This is a genomic window from Moorena sp. SIO3E8 (assembly GCF_010692445.1).
GTDB lineage: Bacteria > Cyanobacteriota > Cyanobacteriia > Cyanobacteriales > Coleofasciculaceae > Moorena > Moorena bouillonii.
The window spans coordinates 1-3,568 of the sequence record NZ_JAAHHM010000279.1 but is presented as its reverse complement, the minus strand read 5'-3'; the positions used below and the strand labels follow the sequence as shown (position 1 = coordinate 3,568).

Genomic DNA, 3,568 nt, shown 5'->3' with positions numbered 1-3,568 from the left:
CATCCTCTTATAATAGGTTTAAGTTGGCTTATTAACGCCTTCTGTGGGGCAGCTTTATGTCTGTTGATGACTTGGGAAAGCTGCCCGTAATGTTCTAGAACTTTTTCTTTGGATGGTTTGATGATGGTTTTAAAACCTCGTTTTGAATGGTTTTTACCTGTTTTATATTGACGGATGTTGAATCCAAGAAAATCAAATCCGTCAAAAGTGTGGGTAATTTGGGTTTTACTTGGTTTTAGTTCCAACCCCATGTCCTGTAGCCATGTGTTGATTACTTCTTGATATTCTTCTACCACTTTTTGGTCTGGGTGAAGGATGACGAAATCATCTGCGTATCTAATTAGGGCTAATCCTTTTTTGTAATATGTTTTTTTCCCCTTGATAGAGTTGGCATAGTTCCATACCTCTTGTTCCATTCCGTGGAGGGCTATGTTCGCGCTTTTGTGGGGATATCACCCCACCTTGAGGGGTGCCCTCGTTTGTGTGTGAGAATATTCCCTTATCCATCACACCGGCTTTAAGCCAGGACTTAATTAAACGTCTCATGGATGGATAGGTATTCAATTTTGTTAGAAGTGCATCATGGTTTATTTTGTCGAAGCATTTGGCAATGTCAGCATCAAGAACCCATTTGGGTTTTTTGTTGATGAAATTGAATATTGCTTCAATGGCATCATGACATGAGCGTCCTGGTCTAAACCCGTATGAATTGGGTTCAAATTTTTCTTCCCATTCAGGTTCAAGAGCCTGCTTGGCAAGTGCTTGTAATGCACGGTCGTACATAGTCGGGATACCTAAGGGGCGTTTTTCTGACCGTCCGGGTTTGGGAATCCATACCCTTCTGGTAGGTTGTGCCTTTTTGGAGACCTTGAGGCTGGCTACTAAGGCGAGGCGTTGCCTATTGGTTAAGGCTTTGAACCCGTCTATTCCGGCAGTCTTTTTGCCTTTATTCTCCTGGGTGACTCGTCTGACCGCAATCATTTTGGCTGACCAGGACTTCATCAGGGTCTTTTGGAGTTTTCTTACCACGCTCACGTCACCACGTTGAGAGGCTCGGTATATTCGTTGTCTTGATGCAGTCGCTCATGGGGGAAACCCCCAAGACCGCGCTGCATCGCTTTTGTAACTTGAAAACGGTCATTTCCAGCTTTCGCCAATTGACCCTTCTCCATTCCGACTGTGGGGCGAACCCCCGAGTTTTAGACTTATTCATTACTACTTACAACCATACCCTTTCCTACAACGTGAGTCCGTCAGCATATCCTGAGCATTACCCCAGGCATTGGCTTCTGACTCAATCTCGCTCTCCTATGACTTGCGGTTAACTACCTACTCAACCATCGACCATGTTGAGAGTACATATGAGAGTTATTTCGTTCCTGATAACCATTCTGTGGACTTTTAGGGTGGTACTCTTCACCAGGAATATTCTTTGGGAAATCATTATGAGGCGGCAAAACCTCATAGTCCTTATTCCTTTGACTTTTGTCTGTAGCGTATCAGTCTATTTCGCTACATGCCTTTTACGATGATTCTGATGTACCTTTCTCTCGTACCCATGAGTCCTTTGCCTGTTACTAACTTTGCTTAGACTAGCTCTGCTTCACTATTCGACCCTTGCATCAATTCATGAGTTTGTTATGTTCATAAATCAGGGTAAGGCTGTCACTCGGATTTCACGAGGGATGGATTTTCACCACCATGGTTATCAAGTTGTCATGGTTCAGTTTCCCGACCAAGCGGTTAATCCCCCAAACCCTTAATAGGTAAGGTTTATAACCAACGAAACGCACTTGCCGACAAAGCACGAATCATTATGTTCCGTGCGCCATTCCAATCCCGTGGTAATGAGAAACCACATTTTGGGCATTGGAATTTTCTATTACCGCCTAATTTTTCGTGAATATGACCGCACTCCGGACAAGTCTTGCTCGTGTAAGATTCATTAACTAATACCACCAAAACATCATGCCGATCTGCCATTTGTATCAAATGTTGACGAAATTTGTAATGACTCCAGGTGAGCAGATTGCGAGCTGTCTTCTTGTTCAACTTCCTAGCTGACTTTACCCCCATCAAAGATGTCTCAAACCTTGGGAAAAAGATCAGCTTGTAGTTACTAACGAGAAAGGAGGCCGACTTGTTGTGGGTGTCCTTGATCAAGTCTTGAATCTTTTGGCGTAAACGATGAGCGGCTTTCCTCATTCCTGCGCTTTGGCGCACGCTTCGCGAACGTCTCTGACGTTTGGCAGAGCTTAAGTCAATACGACTCATCAACCGATCTAATTGTTGACAAAGTCTTTGGATTCTACCAATATCGCTCTTACCTATTTCGATATAATTTCTGCCATCAAAACCAGTAAGGAATGTCCTAACACCTGGGTCTAAGGCTATTACTCGTTCCTCTTCAGTAGGAGTGGGCTCAATGTACTCAGGAAAAATCCCGTACCATTTTCCTTTGATCCACACTAATTGAGTTCCGTAGATACATTCGCTAGGGAAGTCTTGAGGTGAGCGGAAAGACAATCCTTTTACTTTTGTTGGGTACCAGAAACCCTTCTTGAAGTTTCCTGCTTTGAACTTGATCACCTGCGAAGTCTCTCGACAGGACTTAAACTTAGCAAAACCTCCGTTAGCTTTCGCCTGCTTAACTGCATCGATCCCATCTGCCACGGCTTCTTGTAGTTGGTGGCCTGGTAATGTCTTTACCCACTCTGGTCTATCCGCACTTCTTGCTAATTTCTGTAAATCGTAAGCACTACCTTGATAGCCATTCTTGATAGTAGCTATTGACCAGTTATAAACCCACCGATAAGCGTTGAGCCAAGTTTTCCAAACTTTATGAAGTTCTTTAGACGGAAACACCCTGATCTTTGAGACACTGTTGGGTGTCAACTTCACCGTCTGATTCCGAGGTTTTTTCTTGTACCGCTTTCGTGACTTGTTTTTGGTATTTTCGGAGTCCGTAAAGCCTAGCAGAGAAACAGTGGAGGATGGACAAGATATCTTCGACGAGTTCTTGCTCTGGGGAGAATTTACGTTCATGGAGAACCAAGAGTTTAACTCCACTTTTTTGGCACAACCATTCAAGTAACGGAAATCCAAATCGGACTGCTCTATCTGGGTATGCAATGACAAATGCCGAGATATCAGAGCTGTATATTCGTTCCAATATTTTGAGAAACTTTCGCCGTTTAAAATTGAGTCCCGATCCAACTTCTGAAATAACTTCAGCGTTTGGGTATTTTGACCGTAAAAATTCAGCTTGTCTATCAAGGTCGTCTCGTTGGGAGTGTGTAGAGACTCTTGCATAAGCGACAATGGGCTTACTCTGCGGGTCTTGTCCTTCAACACAAAACCTTCTTTGATTCCCTTGAGTCCTGATGCTGTCAAGTCTTCCGTCTTTATCCCATCTCCTGAGTGTTGTAATGGAGACACCGTAATATTCGGCTGCCTCTTTTGGGGTGACATATTTTTTCATAACGGCTTAACCTCTACAAATCTATACTAACATCTTTGTAGAGATATGAAAAGGTTTGATGAGATTAAATGCTCATAGTTACACCTC

The 3,568-nt window shown here is 43.4% G+C and carries 3 protein-coding genes and 1 pseudogene; 1 reads left to right on the top strand and 3 read right to left on the bottom strand.

The genetic code is table 11. From position 1 onward, the window contains the following. A pseudogene (gene ltrA / locus F6K46_RS38790) lies at positions 1-1,213 on the bottom strand (group II intron reverse transcriptase/maturase); the annotation flags it as partial. A gap of 427 nt (positions 1,214-1,640) precedes the next feature. On the opposite strand from ltrA, the gene F6K46_RS38785 reads away from it, so the two are divergent. Further along, positions 1,641-1,763, top strand: a complete 123-nt coding sequence (locus F6K46_RS38785) for a hypothetical protein (RefSeq protein ID WP_293068580.1) — start codon at positions 1,641-1,643, stop codon at positions 1,761-1,763. Between the two features lie 10 nt (positions 1,764-1,773). On the opposite strand, the gene F6K46_RS38780 is transcribed toward F6K46_RS38785, so the two are convergent. Together F6K46_RS38780 and F6K46_RS38775 are read right to left on the bottom strand one after the other, a co-directional pair. Next, positions 1,774-2,865, bottom strand: a complete 1,092-nt coding sequence (locus F6K46_RS38780; protein WP_293118075.1) for a transposase — start codon at positions 2,863-2,865, stop codon at positions 1,774-1,776. After that, positions 2,852-3,481: an IS607 family transposase gene (locus F6K46_RS38775; protein WP_293068576.1), complete on the bottom strand. Its 630-nt coding sequence runs from the start codon at positions 3,479-3,481 to the stop codon at positions 2,852-2,854. Before F6K46_RS38775 ends, F6K46_RS38780 begins: the two co-directional genes overlap by 14 nt. Positions 3,482-3,568: the final 87 nt, after the last annotated feature.

Excerpts from the sequence above, each read along its gene's own strand:
- F6K46_RS38785 (WP_293068580.1), top strand. The coding sequence starts at position 1,641 with ATGTTCATAAATCAGGGTAAGGCTGTCACTCGGATTTCACGAGGGATG.
- F6K46_RS38775 (WP_293068576.1), bottom strand. The coding sequence starts at position 3,481 with ATGAAAAAATATGTCACCCCAAAAGAGGCAGCCGAATATTACGGTGTC.